General features: G+C 64.0%; 17 protein-coding genes. 11 read left to right on the top strand and 6 right to left on the bottom strand.

Annotated elements, in window-relative coordinates:
* Positions 1-71 precede the first annotated feature (71 nt).
* Entirely contained in the window at positions 72-1,313 is a 1,242-nt protein-coding gene (locus EA795_RS15120) for an MFS transporter (protein WP_122078215.1), read from the top strand.
* Positions 1,314-1,407: 94 nt separating this feature from the next.
* On the opposite strand, the gene EA795_RS15115 is transcribed toward EA795_RS15120, so the two are convergent.
* The gene (locus EA795_RS15115) at positions 1,408-1,830 is read right to left on the bottom strand and encodes a VOC family protein (protein WP_014851913.1); all 423 of its coding nucleotides are present in this window, start codon (positions 1,828-1,830) and stop codon (positions 1,408-1,410) included.
* Positions 1,831-2,078: 248 nt separating this feature from the next.
* Between EA795_RS15115 and EA795_RS15110 the strand changes: the two genes are divergently transcribed.
* On the top strand, positions 2,079-3,446 hold the full coding sequence (locus tag EA795_RS15110; protein WP_122078214.1) for a GntP family permease: 1,368 nt from the start codon (positions 2,079-2,081) through the stop codon (positions 3,444-3,446).
* A 131-nt stretch (positions 3,447-3,577) separates the two neighbouring features.
* Here the strand turns inward: EA795_RS15110 and EA795_RS15105 are convergent, their stop codons facing one another.
* Together EA795_RS15105 and EA795_RS15100 are read right to left on the bottom strand one after the other, a co-directional pair.
* A complete protein-coding gene (locus tag EA795_RS15105; RefSeq protein WP_122078212.1) occupies positions 3,578-4,825 on the bottom strand; it encodes a M20/M25/M40 family metallo-hydrolase in 1,248 nt (415 codons plus the stop codon).
* 68 nt (positions 4,826-4,893) lie between these two features.
* The gene (locus EA795_RS15100; protein ID WP_043942730.1) at positions 4,894-5,589 is read right to left on the bottom strand and encodes an MOSC domain-containing protein; all 696 of its coding nucleotides are present in this window, start codon (positions 5,587-5,589) and stop codon (positions 4,894-4,896) included.
* Positions 5,590-5,682: 93 nt separating this feature from the next.
* Between EA795_RS15100 and EA795_RS15095 the strand changes: the two genes are divergently transcribed.
* Entirely contained in the window at positions 5,683-6,117 is a 435-nt protein-coding gene (locus EA795_RS15095; RefSeq protein WP_122078210.1) for an HIT family protein, read from the top strand.
* Between the two features lie 16 nt (positions 6,118-6,133).
* On the opposite strand, the gene EA795_RS15090 is transcribed toward EA795_RS15095, so the two are convergent.
* Together EA795_RS15090 and EA795_RS15085 are read right to left on the bottom strand one after the other, a co-directional pair.
* Positions 6,134-7,399 (bottom strand): DUF445 domain-containing protein, encoded by a 1,266-nt coding sequence (locus tag EA795_RS15090; protein ID WP_122078209.1) that lies wholly within the window; start codon positions 7,397-7,399, stop codon positions 6,134-6,136.
* A 360-nt stretch (positions 7,400-7,759) separates the two neighbouring features.
* Positions 7,760-8,158, bottom strand: coding sequence for a hypothetical protein (locus tag EA795_RS15085; protein ID WP_122078207.1), 399 nt, complete (start codon positions 8,156-8,158; stop codon positions 7,760-7,762).
* 157 nt (positions 8,159-8,315) lie between these two features.
* On the opposite strand from EA795_RS15085, the gene EA795_RS15080 reads away from it, so the two are divergent.
* Positions 8,316-8,513: a hypothetical protein gene (locus tag EA795_RS15080; protein WP_014851920.1), complete on the top strand. Its 198-nt coding sequence runs from the start codon at positions 8,316-8,318 to the stop codon at positions 8,511-8,513.
* Between the two features lie 264 nt (positions 8,514-8,777).
* Positions 8,778-9,362, top strand: a complete 585-nt coding sequence (locus EA795_RS15075; RefSeq protein ID WP_014851921.1) for a LysE family translocator — start codon at positions 8,778-8,780, stop codon at positions 9,360-9,362.
* Here the strand turns inward: EA795_RS15075 and EA795_RS15070 are convergent.
* The gene (locus EA795_RS15070) at positions 9,351-10,226 is read right to left on the bottom strand and encodes an AraC family transcriptional regulator (RefSeq protein ID WP_122078205.1); all 876 of its coding nucleotides are present in this window, start codon (positions 10,224-10,226) and stop codon (positions 9,351-9,353) included. The genes EA795_RS15075 and EA795_RS15070 overlap by 12 nt on opposite strands.
* A gap of 375 nt (positions 10,227-10,601) precedes the next feature.
* On the opposite strand from EA795_RS15070, the gene EA795_RS15065 reads away from it, so the two are divergent.
* The 6 genes from EA795_RS15065 (at position 10,602) to EA795_RS15040 (ending at position 16,211) form a co-directional block, all read left to right on the top strand.
* Positions 10,602-12,035, top strand: a complete 1,434-nt coding sequence (locus EA795_RS15065; protein WP_122078203.1) for a COG3014 family protein — start codon at positions 10,602-10,604, stop codon at positions 12,033-12,035.
* A gap of 22 nt (positions 12,036-12,057) precedes the next feature.
* Positions 12,058-12,474, top strand: coding sequence for a YcfL family putative periplasmic lipoprotein (locus tag EA795_RS15060; RefSeq protein ID WP_058073642.1), 417 nt, complete (start codon positions 12,058-12,060; stop codon positions 12,472-12,474).
* Positions 12,471-13,094, top strand: coding sequence for a penicillin-binding protein activator LpoB (gene lpoB / locus EA795_RS15055; protein WP_204934976.1), 624 nt, complete (start codon positions 12,471-12,473; stop codon positions 13,092-13,094). The genes EA795_RS15060 and lpoB overlap by 4 nt, the downstream gene beginning before the upstream one ends.
* Positions 13,095-13,105: 11 nt before the next feature.
* On the top strand, positions 13,106-14,521 hold the full coding sequence (locus EA795_RS15050) for a DUF6844 domain-containing protein (RefSeq protein ID WP_058076370.1): 1,416 nt from the start codon (positions 13,106-13,108) through the stop codon (positions 14,519-14,521).
* A gap of 10 nt (positions 14,522-14,531) precedes the next feature.
* Complete coding sequence (locus EA795_RS15045) at positions 14,532-15,722, top strand: hypothetical protein (RefSeq protein ID WP_122078201.1); 1,191 nt, start codon at positions 14,532-14,534, stop codon at positions 15,720-15,722.
* 63 nt (positions 15,723-15,785) lie between these two features.
* Positions 15,786-16,211 (top strand): 3-isopropylmalate dehydratase, encoded by a 426-nt coding sequence (locus EA795_RS15040; RefSeq protein WP_115027540.1) that lies wholly within the window; start codon positions 15,786-15,788, stop codon positions 16,209-16,211.
* Positions 16,212-16,355 lie beyond the last annotated feature (144 nt).

Below are 16,355 nucleotides of genomic sequence, written 5' to 3'. Positions count from 1 at the left end.
ACGCGGCTCCGGCTTTCGTTCTTCAGTGCCGAAGCGGCGTCATCCACTCCAACGTATTCGAATTTGATCATATGAACCACCGCCACGCCGTACCCGCCGATGCTTCCGGCGTACTCCCTGAAAATGTCCAGCGCGGAAACATCTGGCGGCTTGCCATCGCACAGGCGTTGGCCGGTGCCAACACGGTGGTTGTCTACGCCACGGGCGCCATTGTCGGAGATATGCTGGCCCCGACGCCCGTATTGGCAACCCTGCCGATTTCCATCTTCGTGGTGGGCATGGCGGCGTGCATCCTTCCGGTGGGTGCGATTGCCCGGCGCCATGGCCGGCGTGCCGCCTTTCTGGCAGGGACGGGAGCCGGCGTACTGACCGGCCTGCTGGCCATGCTCGCCGTCATCCTGGGATGGTTCTGGCTGTTCTGCCTCGCGACCTTCTTCGGCGGGGGCTACGCCGCCGTGGTGTTGTCGTTCCGTTTCGCGGCAGCCGACGGCGTGGCACCGAAGCGGCGGGCACGCGCGCTGTCGTTCGTCATGGCCGGAGGCGTCGCGGCTGGGGTCGTCGGCCCGCAGCTGGTGACCTGGACGATGGACTGGTGGCCCCCTCACATGTTCGCGGCCACCTTTCTCGTGCAGGCGGCGGTCGCCGCTCTGTCGGCGCTGATCCTGCTCGGCGTTCGCTCGCCGACGCCAACCACGGCGGAAATTGCCGGCGGACGTCCGCTTGCGGCGATCGCCCTGCAACCGCGTTTCGTCGCCGCGGCGATCTGCGGCGCCGCCTCTTACCTGGTGATGAACTTCCTGATGACGGCCGCACCGCTGGCCATGCACATCTCCGGACATTCGCAGACCTCGGCGAACCTGGGACTGCAATGGCACGTCATTGCGATGTATGCGCCCAGCTTCTTCACGGGCAGCCTCATCGCGCGTTTCGGTGCCATGCGCGTCGCGACGGTCGGGCTGCTTTTGACCGGGCTGTCCGCCGCGATAGGCCTGGGCGGCATCGAGGTCATGCATTTCTGGTGGATGCTGGTGTTGCTTGGCATTGGCTGGAACTTCGGTTTCCTGGGGGCCTCGGCCCTGGTCCTGGAGTGCCACAGGGCCGAGGAGAAAACACGCGTGCAATCGCTTAACGACTTCATCGTGTTTGGCCTGATGGCCATCGGGTCGTTCCTGTCGGGCGGTCTGCTGGCCGGCTATGGCTGGGATACGGTGCTCTGGGTGTCCTTTGCGCCGCTGGCCATCGCGTTTACCGGATTGCTGGTGGCAGGGCGTCGACGGAAGGCCGGTTCGCTGGAACCGGGAGAGATCGGGTGACGGATGCCCTGATCATCAGCGCGCGCTCATGGCCGTGCTGATAGTTGCCGCACAGGAGCGGAGCCCCGCCGTTCTCCGCACCGGCGACGCATGCTCAGGGCGTTTCGCAGTTGACCATCCAGGACACGCCGAAACGGTCGGTGAACATGCCGAAGCGCTCGGCCCAGAAGGTTTTCTCCATCGGCATCACTACCTGCCCGCCCTCGGACAGCGCCGCGAACAGGCGCTCGCCCTCGGCGACGCTATCGGGGTGAAGGCTGATCGAGCAGCCCTTGATGCCTTCATAGGGGGCGCCACCGCAGAACTCACCGGGCAGGGTGTCCGAGGCCATCAGGCGGTACTCGCCCAGGCTCAGGCAGACGTGCATGACACGGTCGTGGTATTCGGCGGGAAACTGTTCGGCGTCCGGTGCCTGGCCGAAGCTGAACAGTTCCAGCGTGCCGCCCAGCGCCTGCTGGTAGAAGGCGAAGGCTTCGCGGGCCTGGCCGCCGAAGGTGAGGTAGGTGGATATCTTCATCGGGTTTGTCCTCGTGCCGATCCAATTCGGGTGGAAGGAGCCTAGACGAAAAAATCTCGCAGGCTCCTTTCACTGGTCGAACGGGCGTCTGGCGAATCGACAGCGGCATCCTGTCCCTCGCGATGCCGTTCGGCCGAGGGCACCATTCACGAGCGCCGCAGGCAAGCTGCACTATGCTCAACGCTGTACAGGACCATGGCCGCCCGTGGCGCGTCCTGGCTTGCGAACAATGACTCGAGGAGTTCGACATGGGGCTGGTGCTCATACTGCTGGCGTTGATTGCGTTCATCGTTTATTCCACGGTGCGCTGGAAGCTGCATCCCTTCCTCGCGCTGCTGGCCGCGGCGATTCTGGCGGGCTTCGCCTACCAGGTGCCGGTCGGGGAAATTCTCAAGACGGTGGCCTCCGGTTTCGGCGGCATCCTCGGCTACATCGGCATCGTCATCGCCCTGGGCACCATCATCGGAGTGATCCTCGAACGCTCCGGTGCGGCAATCACCATGGCCGAAAGCGTGATTCGACTGCTGGGCGAGCGCTTTCCGACGCTGACGCTGTCGATCATCGGCTATCTGGTGTCGATCCCGGTGTTCTGCGATTCCGGCTACGTCATTCTCAACTCGCTGAAGAATGCCCTGGCGGCGCGGATGAAGGTTTCGGTCGTGGCCATGAGCGTCGCGCTGGCCACCGGTCTGTATGCCACCCATACCTTCGTGCCGCCGACGCCGGGCCCGATTGCCGCGGCGGGCAACCTGGGGCTGGAAGGTTCGCTGGGGCTGGTGATCGCCGTCGGCCTGCTGGTCTCGGCGGTGGCCGCACTGGCCGGGATGCTCTGGGCCAACCGTTTCCTCAGGCAGGACGACCGCGAGCTGCTGGACGAAGCCCCCAGCGAGCTGCTCGCCGAGGACGTGGATTTCGATACCTTGCGAGCCCGCTACGGCGTGCTGCCCAGCGCCTGGCAGGCCTTCGCACCGATCTTCGTGCCCATCGCGCTGATCTGCATCGGCTCGGTCGTTGCGCTACCGGGCAGGCCGCTGGGCGAGGGTGTCGTGTTCTCGGTGCTGAGCTTTCTCGGCCAGCCGGTGGCTGCTTTGCTGATCGGCCTGGGTTTCGCCTGCCTGCTGCTCAAGGACGAAAACAAGCGCCAGCAGTTCCATGATCAGGTAGCCGCAGGCATCGTCTCGGCCGCACCGATCCTGCTCATCACCGGAGCCGGCGGTGCCTTCGGCGCCATGCTGAAGATCACCCCGCTGGGCGATTACCTGGGGCAGAGCCTGTCGGCGCTGGGGGTCGGCTTGTTCATGCCCTTCATCGTCTCCGCCGCGCTGAAGACGGCGCAGGGTTCGACCACCGTCGCCCTGGTGACGACCTCGGCCATGGTCGCGCCGCTGCTCGGCAGCCTGGGGCTGGACAGCGAGATGGGTCGGGTGCTGACGGTGATGGCCATCGGTGCGGGCGGCATGACCGTTTCCCATGCCAACGACAGTTTCTTCTGGGTGGTCTCGCAGTTCAGCCGGATGAAGGTTTCCACCGCCTACCGCGCGCAGACCGTGGCGACGCTGATCCAGGGTGTGGTTGCCATGGCCGCCGTCTGGCTGCTGAGCTTGGTGCTGCTCTGACAGGCCGCTGAAAAAGTACCTGCGTAGTCATTGCTGCGTTAAAAACAGGCTGCCTCGCCTACGCTTTTCAACGGCCTGCTAGATTCTCTTGGGATCACACCGGGAGAGCTGCCCCGGTGTGATCCATGACGCTAGCGCGCCGAGTTAGTACCGGACAGCGTCTTGATCATCGCCACCGTCAGGTACAGCCGCGGCGCGATGCTCGACAGTTCCAGGTATTCGTCATCCGCGTGCAGGCCGGCACCCACCACACCCATGGTTTCCAGCACGGCGGGCTTGTCGCTGCCGGGCACGTAGGCATAGCCGGCATCGGTGCCGAAGCGCATGGCGATGGGCTCGATATTCTTGTCGATTTCACCGTAGAGCTGCCGAGCCGTCTCGGCCAGGTGATCCGAGCCGGCATTCTTCGCCAGCGGCGGGCGGCCCTTGTCGATGCGCAGTTCCACGGTGGTGTCGTCGATCAGCTTGTCCTTGATGATGCGCTGGGCATCGGCCAGGACGCGGTCGTACTCGCCGAGATCCGAGTAGCGCATGTCGGCTTCGGCGGCCGCGCTGGCGGGAATGATGTTGCGCTTCTCGCCGCCCTTGATCATCGTCCAGTTCACCGTGGTGCCCTTGTCCGGGTCGCCCAGATCCTTGAGCTGCACCAGTTGGTGCGCCAGCTCCATGATCGCGTTGCGACCATCCTCGGGGGCGGATCCGGCGTGGGAGGATTTGCCCTTCACCTCCAGCATCACGGCGTTGATGCCGTTGGTGGCGACGGTCACGGCATCCTTGTCCGGCGGCTCGTAGGAGAAGACGTAATCGTGCTTGCGGGCGAGCTCGGCGATGATCTTCTTCGAACCGGCCGAGCCCATTTCCTCATCCGGGTTGAACAGCACGGTGAGGGTGCCGAAACCGTCGAACTGCTGCGCCTGCAGGAGTTTGACCGCATGCAGGATCATCGCCACGCCGCCTTTGGCATCGGCTACGCCGGGGCCATAGGCGCGCTTCTCATCCGTACGGAACGGCCGTTTGGCGGCGGTGCCTTCGGCGAACACGGTGTCGTAGTGGACCATCAGCAGGAAGTTTGCCGTGCCGGAGCCTTTCAGCGTACCGACGATGTTGTCGCCGGCCGACGGCGTGGCCGGGGTGGCCGTGACCTCGGCACCCAGCGCTTCGAGGCGCTCGACCAGCATTTCGCTGACCCTGGCCAGCCCCTGCTGCTGGCCGGTGCCGGTGTCCACTGCCACCAGTGTCTTCAAGGTTTCGAGATAGGCCGGCTGCTCCGCCTCGGCCTGCTTGAGCAGCTCGCTGGGCTGCAGATCGGCCGCGAGGACCGGAAAGGTGAACAAGCCGAGCGCGAGGGCAGCGGCGATGGATGTACGTCGAGCGTGCATGGAGGGCCTCGTTCATTGTTGTGGTTATCGAGGATGAGAGGCCCGGCGCGCGCGCATCGTTCCGCCAATCAGGTCTCGCTGTCCAGGCCGTACAGCCGTTTGCTCCAGTCTTCCACCCTGCGTTCCTGCAGGCGGCGGTCGACCAGCTTGCGCCACGACGGCACCAGCGGCAGTTCGCTCAGTTCATGCAGGGCGGCCTGGTCCAGAGTGCGCTGGTAGAGCACCTCCAGTACCCGTGTCAGCGACCAGCGCGGGAAAGGGCGGTGTTCGAGGCTGAGCATCTGCCCGGCTTCGAGGGCGCCGGGCTCGAGTACCCGGTAGTACCAGCCGGTCATGCCGCTCTGCTGCACGCGCAGGGCCATGTCCGCGACGCCGAAGCGATCGTTGAGCTTCCAGCAGGGTTGGCGTGTCTGGACGACCTCCAGCCGGGCCTCGCCACAGCGCAGCACGTCCCCCAGGCACAGGTCCGCCTCGCAGAGGCCGCGGGTGCTGATGTTCTCGCCGAAGGCGCCTGGCTGCTCCAGCAGCGGCAAGGCACCGAGTTGTTCGCGCCAGCGGGCGTAGTGTTCGTAGGCATAGTGATGGACGGCCTTGTTCGGGCCGCCATGCACCTTGCGGTCGCCCTGCTCATCGCCTTCCAGCCCTTCGATATCGACATGCACGGGGCCTGCAACCGGTTGCTTGGCAATCGCACTGAAGCTGCCGGGGCGGGTATAGGGCACGGCCTTGCCCACGAGCAGACGCTCGATCCTTGCCAGTTTCATCTCGATGCTCCGAATGTCCATGTCAGCCGGCGATTATGCCTCATCGTCCGGACCGTATATGGTTCGCCTGACAGAACCCAGACGGAGCCTTCGATGAGCCTGACCACCCCCTACGATCCGCAGAACATCTTCGCCAACATCATTCGTGGCGAGGCCCCTTGCTACAAGCTATACGAGGACGAAGATGTGCTCGCCTTCCTCGACCTGTTTCCACAATCCTTCGGCCATACGCTGGTGATCCCCAAGCGCTCCGCCGCCTGCAACCTGCTCGACGTGGACACCGAGGCGCTGTGCAAGATGATGGCGGTGGTGCAGCGGCTCACCCGCGTGATCGTCGACGAGTTGCAGCCGGACGGCGTGCAGGTGGCGCAGTTCAATGGTGCGCCGGCGGGGCAGACCGTATTTCATATCCACATGCATATCGTCCCGCGTTACGCGGGGCAGGGCATGGGCGTGCATGCCGCCCAGCAGGCGGACCACGCCGAGCTGGAGCAGCTGCAGAAGCGCCTGGCACAGCGGATCGCGTGAATGCCTGGCTGGCGGCTCAGCCGCCGGCCAGTTGTGTCAGCGCATGCAGCACCAGGCCGACGAGGCCGCCGACCAGGGTGCCGTTGATGCGGATGAACTGCAGGTCTTTGCCGACGCTGTTTTCCAGCTGCTGCACCAGTTCGGCGCTTTCCCAGTTTTCCACCCGTTCGGCGATGTAACGGCCGATCTGCCCACGGTAGCGCTCCAGCAGCCTGGGGGCGGCGGCCATCAGCTGCTCGTTGATCCAGCCACGCATGGCGGTGTCGGCGGCCAGGGCGTCGCCCAGGCCGGCAGACAGTTCGACGATGCGCCGGCCGATACGGGATTCGTCACTGGCCAGATCCTGCTCCAGCCACTCGGCCAGTTCCTGCCAGAGGTTGGCGAAGTAGGCGCTGGTGGCCGGGTGCTCGAGCAACTGCGCGAGAATCCGCTCGACCTCCAGCGCGTAGGCGGGGTCATGCCTGAGGCGGTCAATGTACTCGCCGACATGCTCGTCGAAGCGCTGGCGGATCAGGTGCTCGGGGTCGGCGGCGATCTCGGCGATCAGTGCCGACAGGCCGTCGACGAACTTGTTCGCCGACCAGCCGCCCACCGACCTGCCCAGGCCGAGATAACGCAGCGTGCGGATCTCCGAGGTGATGGCGTCGGCCACCAGCGTGCGGGTTTGCTCGTCCTGCATGATCGAGTCGAGACGGATCAGCAGCTCGTCGAGCATGGCCTGGTGACGGCCCTGGCTGGTCAGCACCTCCAGCGCCTGGGCCAGTGGAGTGGACAGGTCGAACTTGCGTACGCGGTTGATGACCTTCGCCTGGACGAAGTCGCGCACCCGTTCATCGTGCAGCGCCGCGACCCCGAAATGCGCGATACCGGTGAGCTGGCGGCCGACGGCTGCGGCGTTGTCCGGGTGGCGCAGCCAGCCCGCCAGGCGTCCGGCCAGGTCCAGCTCCGCCAGCTTGGCCAGCACCAGTGGCGTGGCCAGGAAGTGCGTGGTGATGAAGCTCGACAGGCTCTGGCCGATGCGCGTCTTGCTGCGCGGGATGATCGCCGTATGCGGAATCGGCAGGCCGAGCGGGCGGCGAAACAGCGCGGTGACGGCGAACCAGTCGGCGATCGCGCCGACCATGGCGGCCTCGGCGAAGGACGCGAGATAGCCCCAGGCCGGATGCCGGTCTTCCATCATGGTGGCCAGGGTATAGAGCAGGGCGGCAAGCAGCAGCAGAAGGCCGGCGACCAGCTTCATCCGCGAAACCGGTGATTGCCATGTGCTGGAGAGTGAGGGCATGGAGATTCTCGTCGTCGATGGCGGTAGCAATGAAACCAGGATGCTCGGTAGACAGCGGAGCATGGGCCTGGGATCGGTCTGCTTACGCGGAGAATACAGGTGATCGGTTATCCACAAGCCAGGAGCTTCGCGCCGAGGCCGGCACTCCCACAGGTACGAGGGCCATCCCGCCGCGCATTCGTGGGAGACGCGCCCTCGCGTCGAATGCAGGCGCAAGCCTGCCAGCCTTGATTCTTTCTCGATGAGTCAGCCGCTGAAAGGGCCAGATGTGTACCAAGGAGCTTGCGCCGGTAGGAGTGCCGCTTGCCTCTGCCGTCCCTCCTCCCCAGAAAGAAGAGGGTTGGCAGGGGCAGTGGAGGCTCAGAGTGCGTCTTCCTCCTCGCGGATCAGCACGTACTCGCCTTCGACATCGTTGAGGCAGTCCCAGACATAGAACATCGAGATCTTTCCCGGGGCTTCCGTCACGGCGGCGTAGTCACCGGGCACCGGGATGAAGCTCGCGCCCGAATCGGGTGCGGCTTCGCAGGCGATGCGGGCGGTGATGAAAGCGTCGGGCGGCGTGCCGTCGAAATAGTCTTCCCGGTCCTTGGCATCCCATTCGGCAGGCGCCTGGAACGGCCCCAGGAACAGGATGCGTGCATCGCCAAGGTCCTGTTCTTCGGCTTCGGTGTTGTATTCGTCAGCGCGATACAGGGTGGACTCGAGCGCGTCCGGGTTTTCGAGGATGGCAGTGCGAGATTGAGCGGTAAGGGGATACATGAAATCTCCGACTGCAGTGAAGTGAATCGGCAGTGTGGAGCAGCCGCCAGGCGGGTGCAATGGCCACTATCGGACCGCCGGCTCCCGGCATTGCGAACGCCATCCGCCGGACCGGCCTCCAAGTTCAACCAGCCCTAACGAACGTTGCGAGGTCGTCATGAAGCAGAACCAGCCAGGTAGCGAGCCGTCTCCCACCGATGAAACCGACACGACGATGACCGACGCGGGCGAGAAGAATGCCGGCGAAGACCCTGATTTCGACGAACAGCTGCAACCGCAGGATGACCGCGAACCGGAGGTGGCGCCGGATGACCCGGACATCCAGGGTGTCGGTGACGCTGGCAAGCCAAGCTAGTGGCCGGTGTGGTTAGTTTGTTAACTCAAGTTCGGATAATCAGGGGTTCTGAGATAAGGCGCTGCGACGAGTCATAGCGGGCAGGAGCAGCAACGCCGTACCGGAGCCCCGAGCGCCGAAATTGACTAACTGAACTGACCAGACAGGCCACTAGGTCTGACTTCGTTCGTGGTCGGCCGCGGCAACGGAGGGTAATTTCCTTCAATACCCTTGGCCGCCAGCGCCCTAGCCTGCTTCCAGCTCAACCACTGGAAGCAGATATCTATGGACCCCTACCTTTCCATGGCCGCCTTTGCCCTGGCGTCATCCATCACCCCCGGCCCGGTCAATCTCGTGGCGCTGAACTGCGGCGCACGCTTCGGTTTTCGCGCGAGCCTGCGGCACATTTCGGGGGCGACTCTGGGCTTTACCCTGTTGCTGCTGCTGATCGGACTGGGCCTGTACCAGCTGCTGGAGCGAGCGCCGGCATTGATGCGGGGGATCCAGTGGGGTGGTGTTGCCTTTCTTCTCTACATGGCCTGGCGACTGGTGGCGGACGACGGCCGGCTCGAGCCGGGGCAGGCGCGTGGTGGACCGTCGCTGTGGGAGGGGGCACTGATGCAGTGGCTCAACCCCAAGGCCTGGTTGGCATCGGTGGCCGGGATGGGGCTGTTCGCCGCGGACGGCGACGTGCTGCGGGTGTGGTCGTTCGCCGGGCTGTACTTCCTCATCTGCTATGCCTCGATCGCCTGCTGGGCCTGGGCCGGCAACTACCTGGGCCGCCACCTGCGGCAGGCCGCGCGAGTACGCTGGTTGAACCGGACGATGGCGCTGCTGCTGGCGGGTAGCGCTTTTTATCTACTGACCTGAGCGGTCGCGGTATTGCCCGGGTGTCGCCGCCAGCTGGCGCTTGAAGGTGCGCTGGAAATGCGCCTGGTCGGCAAATCCCGCGGCCAGCGCCACCTCGGCCAGATCCCGATCCTGCCTGAGCCAGTGCTGGCTGCGCTGGATACGGCGGTTGAGCAGGTAGGCGTGTGGCGTCATGCCGTAGTGCTGCTTGAAGGTGCGAATCAGGTAGGACGGCGAGAGCCCGGCCGCCTGGCAGATGTCTTCCAGCCGCAATGCGTGGGTGCAGTGATCGGCGATGTAGTCGGCGGCGCGTTGCAACTGGCGTAGTGGCTCGGCGTTCGACAGCGAGGGGACAGGCGCCAGCGTTTGCTGAAGCAGGCTGAAAAATTCGACGGCGAGGCTCTGCTTGTGCAGGGTTTCGATCTGCGGGTCGAGCAGCGTGGCGTAGAGCTGCGTCAGGCCGGCGAACAGCGCCGGGTCGCGGCTGAGGATCGGCGAATAAGGCATGAATGCGCTATCGGCACTGGCACCCAGCTCGCCCTGCAGCGTACCGAGCCAGCCGGCATCCACGTAGAACATCAGGTAGGACCAGGGCTGCCCGTCGATGGGATTGCAGGCGTGTACGGTCTGCGGATTGATGATCACCAGCGCGCCACGCTCGAGCCGCTCGCGCGCATCGCCGTTGAAGTAGGTGCTGCAACCCGCGGTTATCGCACCGATCGAGAAGGTCTCGTGGCAATGCGGCGCGTAGCAGACCTTGCGTCCATCCTCGACCGCGCGGGCCTCGATGAAGGGCAGGGCGGCATCGCGCCAGAAGCGTGGCTGGGTGCTTTCGCGTGCGTTGCTGTTCACATGGTGCCTGCCTGGTCGGAGGTCGCCGTCCATTGAGCCTGCCGAAAGTCATTGCGCGGCGAACCCAGCCCGACGGGATCGCCCGCCGGCAAAATGGCTGGACAGGGGTGTAGCTTGAGGGCAATATCAAAGTGCCATCAGGCGGCAGGCTGTGTGGACTGTACAGAAGTGCGTAGTCTCTTGTGTCCGTGAGCCCCAGTCAAAGGAATGATTCCGTTCGATCCGAACGTTCGTGTGTTGTATGGGACATGGCTGAAGGCCGGGCCTGCTTGCTGCCCCCATCACCCCTCGCAATTCGCTGATCAATCCTGTTCATCGCTGCCCTGGCTCCGGAGGCCGGGTCGACAGGATTTTTCACCTGCCCGCTCGTGCTGCCCGGATCGTCATGGATCAAGGGACACAACAAGTATGAAGACCCGTTCAACTTCGTCGCGCCATTTCGTTTTGCTGGGTGCCATCGCGTTGGCCAGCGGCTGCCAGACCCTGGCGCCGACGGAAAAGATGGCCGATTTCAATCAGCTTTATGCCTCGGGCAACTATCAGGCCGCCGCTGATTCCGCCCTGCAGAGTGCCGGGGGCCTGTCTACGGAAAAGCAGCCGGAGCTGCTCTGGTCGTTGCAGGCGGGCACGGCGTTGACGGCCAGCGGCCAGTTCGCGTTGAGCAATCAGGTATTCGATGCCGCCGAAGACCTGGCCAAGGAGGAAGATACCGAGCATCTGGTGCGCAAGGGGTTCGAGAAGCTGACCTCGACGCTGGTCAACAACAACCTCAATCGCTACTCGCCGACCGTGTATGACGGCGTGATGGTCAACACCTACAAGGCGCTGAACAGCATGTTTCTCGCCGATGCTCAGAACGCGCGGATCGAGTTCAACCGCGCTGCCGATCGCCAGCGCCGCGCTGAAGAGCATTTTCGCAGCAAGATCCAGGCACAGAAGGAAAAACTGAGCGAAGAACAAGTCAAGGCCGAAGCTCCCGCCCCGGCCAACGGCTATCAGCCGAACCGCGCCGAGGCGGAGAAGACGGTCTACCAGGCCTATCCTGAGCTGCAGGAGTGGCAGGTTTACCCGGATTTCGTGAACCCCTACACCGACTATCTGCACGGCCTCTATTTCATGCTCGGCAGTAGCGACAAGGATGATCTGGGCAAGGCCCGGGATTCGCTGCGTCGAGTTGCCGGAATGAATCCGAACAACCCGGCGGTGAAAACCGATCTTCAGGTAGTGAACAATCTGATCCGTGGCACCTGGCGCAAGCAGAAGCTCAACCCGGCGGTGTGGGTGATCTTCGAGAATGGCCTTGGGCCGGAGATCGAAGAGCTGCTAGTGCCCATTCCGCTGTTCCTGGTCAACGACAAGGTCGAGTATTCGCAGCTGGCGCTGCCCAAGCTGAAATTACGTGATCAGGCCTACAGCCATCTCGAACTGTTCGCCGGAAACAAGCCGCTGGGCAAGACCGAGCAGCTGGCCAGCCTGGATCGCGTGGTGCAGACCGAGTTCAAGAAGGAATTTCCCTACAAGGTGACCGAAGCGGTCATCAGCACCATCGCCAAGGGTGCGATCCAGTACGAAGCGCGCAGACAGGGCGGTCTGGCCGGAGCGCTGGCCGCCGGGGTCTATCAGGCGGCGACCACGCGTGCCGACAAGCGCATCTGGAGCGCCTTGCCGAAGGAAGTGCAGGTCGCCCGAATCCGTCCACCGGCCAATCGCAAGCTCACCATCAAGAGCCCCGGTCTGGCCGAGCCGTTGGAGGTCGAGCTGCCCGATTCGCAGTTCTCGATCGTCTACATCAAGGCCAGCGCACCCGGCTCCCAGCCCGTCTATCAGATCGCCGGTTACTGACCGGCCTCAGCGAGTCGATGAAATGAATATTCGTACCCTGGCCCTGGCGGCCACGATGCTGCTTGCGGCGGGTTGCCAGACGCAACCGGTCGCCACGCCCTATCCACAACTGGTACTGGGTCCGCGCGCCAGCGGTTACCTGGAGATTGAGGCGGTGCAGGAAGGCAAGGCGTCCAGCGACCTGCTGCGCGCCGGCGTGCGCCTTTACAACAAGAGCCTGCTGAAGCAGGAACTGCGTTACCGCTTCGAGTGGCTCGACAGCGATGGCTTCGAGCTGTCTGGCCTGGCGGCGCGCTGGGAGTTGCTGGAACTGCGCCCGCGTATCAGTCATTCGCTGGACCGCGTCGCGCCTTCGCCGCGCGCCGTGGCCTACCGCATCCATCTGTTCGATGCCGATACACCACCTGTCAATACCAATGCTTCGGGGAGTCATCAATGAAATTCGGGGATAAAACCAAGTTGTTCCGGGCTATGGGCCTGGCTGCCGTCCTTGGTCTGACTGTCGGCTGTGCGCCGCAAACGCAGCTGCTGTCGTCCTCTGCCGTGGACCGGCCCATCACGCTGGGCCTGAGCGCCGCCGATTTCGAACAGGCCGCCGCGGCTGCGACGCAGTCCATGCTGCTGTCCGGCGCGGTCGACCGGAACGATGGCAAGAAGAACATCATGGTGGTCTCCACCGTACTCAACGACACCATGCAGCGCATCGACACCGATCAGTTGGTGAAGAAGATCCGCGTCGAACTGCTGCGCAGCGGCAAGGTGCAGGTCACCACCGCCATCGGCCTGCACGGTGCCGAGGACCAGATGAACACGGCATTCTCCGAGCTGAGCCAGTCGCGCAAGGTGGACCGCTCCACGCTGGTCAAGCAGAAGCTGGCCGCGCCGAACATGAGCCTGTCCGGCAAGATCCTGCAGCGCAACAACCGCGTCGATCGCAACAAGGAACTGGTCGAGTACTACTTCCAGATGACCCTGAGCGACCTGCAGAACGGCCTGGCCGTATGGGAAGGTGAAGAACAGATCAGCAAGCTTGGCAGCGCCAAGGGCACCTCCTGGTAAGGATAGGAACGATGAAGAAATTGATTGGCAAGACGCTGTTGGCGCTGGCTGTGGCCGGCTGTATGGCACCGCTGTCTTATGCCCAGGAGGCCGTCGAGGTTCAGGAAGTCTCCGAGCAGGAGCTGGATACCACAGCGGCCAACATTGCCCAGGCGGCACGGCCGCAGGTGACCGATCCCGGTATGGAGATCGAAGCGCTGATCGAGGACTTCGAAGCCTCGCCGCTGGGCCAGAGCTTCCGTGACCGACCTGGGCTGTTCTACACCACTGCCAGCACCGTGGTGATGGCCAAGCCGGAAAGCCGCGACTGGGGCAACGCTCGCGTCATGGCGTACAAGGAGGCGCTGCTCAAGGCCCAGGCCAAGTACGTCGAGCACCTGGGCGTGAGCGTGCGTACCGAGAGCATCAATCGCCTGTTCGACGACAAGACCCAGATGCCGTCGTTCAGCGAGGCCGATCTGCGCGCCAGCAGCAAGCTGGGTGAGTTGTTCGACAAGGCGGTCGCCGTAGTTGGTGGCAAGCTGGACGGTGAGCTGCAGGAAATGGGGATCGACCCGGCGGAATTCCGCGCCGCTCCCCAGGAGAAGCGCGCCAAGCTGTTCGAGCGCTCGGTGGCCGAGACCACTGTAACCCGTGCCCGCCAGACGCTGACGGGCGTCATCCCGGTGAAGACCTTCGAGGCGCACAACGAGAACGGCGACCACGCGGTGGCCGTCGCCATCGTTGCGTCCAGCAAGTTCCGCCAGTTCGTCCACGACATTGCCCAGAGCAAGGGCGACATCGCTCCCGATCCGGCCAAGGCTAGCCCTCAGCCACTGTTGCAGATGCTGCGCGGCGACAAGCGCGCGTTGATCAACGAGTTCGGTATTCGCCGCATGTACGACGAACAGGGCTATCCGGTGCTGATTTCCTTCGGTCAGGCGAGCAATCCCTATCGCGGCGACGACTACCAGCAGCGTGCCGATAACCGCGAGTTGTCCTACGCCGCGGCCAAGGCGTCCAGCTATGCCAACTTCGCGTACCTGTTCAACGCCACTGGCGCCTCCGAGCAGGCCACCAGCCAGAAGATGAGCCGCCAGACCACCGGCGTGGTACGCGCTGAAGGCCAGAGCATCACCGAGTCGGAGGAGCAGACCCAGGAATTCATCCAGACCATCGATCGTGAAATCTCCGCGCGAGGCAGCATCTCCAACCTGCCGGGTACCCGGGAGCTGTTCCGCTGGAGCGAGAAACACCCGCTTTACGGCCATGAGATCAACGGCGTCGTCTACATCTGGCATCCGTTGAGCGAGCAGAACGCCCGCCAGCTGCGTGATTTCAAACCAGCCCGCACCAGCAGCCAGGGCGCTCAACAGCCGCAGAACCGCAGCAGCGGCCAGGCGGGCACCAGCCAGAGCCGCGACCTGATGTCGGCTGATGATTTCTGAGGGCTCTCCCATGCGAATGATTGGAACAACGCTGGGTCTGCTGCTGATACTCCTCAGCTCGCCCGCTTCGGCGGCCGAACAGGCGGTCGATGCGGTCGGCTACGGCGCCAACCGGACCCAGGCCATCGCCGATGCGCTGGTGCAGGGCTTGCGTCAGGTGACCGGTGTCAGCGTCGAAAGCCGCGAAGTCATGCAATCCATCTCCGGCCGCCAGAGCATCAGCGAGGGCGACCAGGCTAGCCACACCAGCAGTTTCGAAGTGGCCCGTCAGGGCGATCTCAAGTTGACTACCGGTGGCGTGGTATCGCGCTACGACGTGCACGACGTCGCGCAGGAAACCGATGGCAGCTATCGCGCTGATATTACCCTGCACGTGGTCAAGTACGACAAGCCGGGGTTGCCTGCCGACAGCCGCCGTACCCTGGCAGTGCTGCCGTTTCACGTCGACCGCAGCAGCTTCTCGCTGCTGGGTGACAATACCCCGGCGACCAAGGTGGAATCCGAGCTGCGCAACCGCATTCTCGACCTGTTCACCCAGTCGCGTCGGCTGAATGTGCTGGATCGCGAGTTCGGTACCGAATTCCAGCAGGAGAAGGCCATCTGGGTAGGCGATGATGCGGCGCTGGCGGAGCAGGCCAGGGCCGGCAACGTGCTGGGAGCCGACTACATCGTTGTGGGGAATCTGCGCGGCCTGCGTAGCACGCGAAGCGTCAAGACGCTGCAGCTGACTGGCGAGACCATCACCAGCTACAGCGGCAGTGCGCAACTGGACTACAAGATCATCCTGGCCGCGACGCGCCAAGTGAAGTGGTCCGACTCCATCACCTTGAACTTCAGCGATGCCGGTATTCGCGGCTTGCTGGCCAAGTACGGCTCGTCCCAGGCGGGGATGACCGCCGAGTTGGCCGAGCAGCTGGTCAACGGCGCCCTGTCGAACATCTACCCGATGCGCGTCGTCGCGGTGAACGGCAAGACCGTGGTGCTCAATCAGGGCGGCAAGACCCTGAAGGCCGGCGACAAGCTCAGTGTCTACTTCCTCGGCGAAGAGATGTTCGATCCCTATACCAAGGAATCGCTGGGGCAGATGGAAGAGAAGGTGGCCGATATCCAGGTGGTGCGGGTCAATGCCAAGACCACTTACGCGAAAATCGTCGGTGGCGACGCCGAGCTGGTGGAAACCGGCGCCATCGTGCGTCGTTGAGCGCAGTCTGCTAAAACCTTTCTGGAACGCTGCGCTTCCGCGCGGCGGCAACATGGAGTTTTTATGCGTCTGCTCATTGCTCTGACTTCGTTGCTGTCCCTGACGGCCTGTTCCTCCTGGCAGCCCGACGCCGAGGACATCGTGCCGGTGCCGGCGGATCGGGTGCTGGCTTATCAGCAACCTGTGGAGCATAGCGGTGAGGTGGTGGTGACGCGAGACTTCGGTTGGCGCGGCGGCGGTTGCTATATCGCGCTGATGATCGATCGCGAGCTGGCCGCTCGGGTGCACGTGGGCGAGGTGGTGCGCCTGCAGGTGCCGGCCGGCCAGCGCATTGTCAGCATCGGCACCGATCCGCTGGACGATACCCTGTGCGGCAAGCTGCGGTTGCGCCGCGAGAAGCTGGCGCAGGTGGAGGCGGGGCAGACGCTGGAGTACCGCATCATCGTCGACAACCAGATCGGCTTCGACATCGTTCCGCAGGAGCCCTGAATGGCATGGCTGCTCGGCCTCGCACAAGACTGCTGGGAGCTGCCAATTGGCTGCCGGTTGGCGCAGCAGCGCGGCTAGCGATGAAACGGCAACAGTCCCTGATGTGACCCACTGCACCGAATCCGCCTGCTAGAGCGGGCCACG

It is taken from the genome of Stutzerimonas nitrititolerans, assembly GCF_003696285.1.
GTDB classification, from domain to species: domain Bacteria; phylum Pseudomonadota; class Gammaproteobacteria; order Pseudomonadales; family Pseudomonadaceae; genus Stutzerimonas; species Stutzerimonas nitrititolerans.
The sequence above is the reverse complement of the archived record's forward strand: the minus strand, read 5'-3'. Positions and strand labels throughout refer to the sequence as shown.